1 protein-coding gene is annotated in these 483 nt (G+C 42.0%); it reads right to left on the bottom strand.

Features of this window, described 5'->3' with window-relative positions:
• Positions 1–277, bottom strand: a 277-nt coding sequence (locus AB4232_RS22610) for a class I tRNA ligase family protein (RefSeq protein ID WP_372088096.1), incomplete at its 3' end; no start/stop codon positions are given.
• Positions 278–483 lie beyond the last annotated feature (206 nt).

The raw sequence follows: 483 nt of genomic DNA, 5'->3' as shown, positions 1-483 counted from the left end.
CAAAGCTGATATCAAAGCCAGCGAAGTCTTTTTGGTGCTCTTCACTAACAGCAGCGATCATCTCTTCTGGCGTGATACCCATCTGTTGAGCTTTAAGCATAATTGGCGTGCCGTGAGCATCGTCAGCACAGATGAAGTTTACAGTGTTGCCACGTAGACGCTGGTATCGAACCCAGATATCAGCTTGGATATGCTCAAGCATATGACCAAGGTGAATAGAGCCGTTAGCGTACGGAAGCGCACAAGTTACCAAAAGTTGTCTTGGATCAGTTGCCATACTTAATAATTCGCTTTTTTGATAGGTATAAATTTTGAGAGGTAATACTACTTTATAACGTGTGATACGCCAAGTTATCAGACAAAGGATTCCCCTAGTTTTTTAGGGGTTCAGTCTTCATCTCGTGGGTGATAGCATAAATAAAAAAAGGAGCCCCAATGCGTAACTTTACTTCTAAGCAAGATTTCTGTTCATGGTTGAATGAG

Origin of the sequence: Vibrio sp. 10N.286.46.A8, from assembly GCF_041470165.1 — a bacterium.
Classification (GTDB): domain Bacteria; phylum Pseudomonadota; class Gammaproteobacteria; order Enterobacterales; family Vibrionaceae; genus Vibrio; species Vibrio tasmaniensis_A.
The sequence above is the reverse complement of the archived record's forward strand: the minus strand, read 5'-3'. Positions and strand labels throughout refer to the sequence as shown.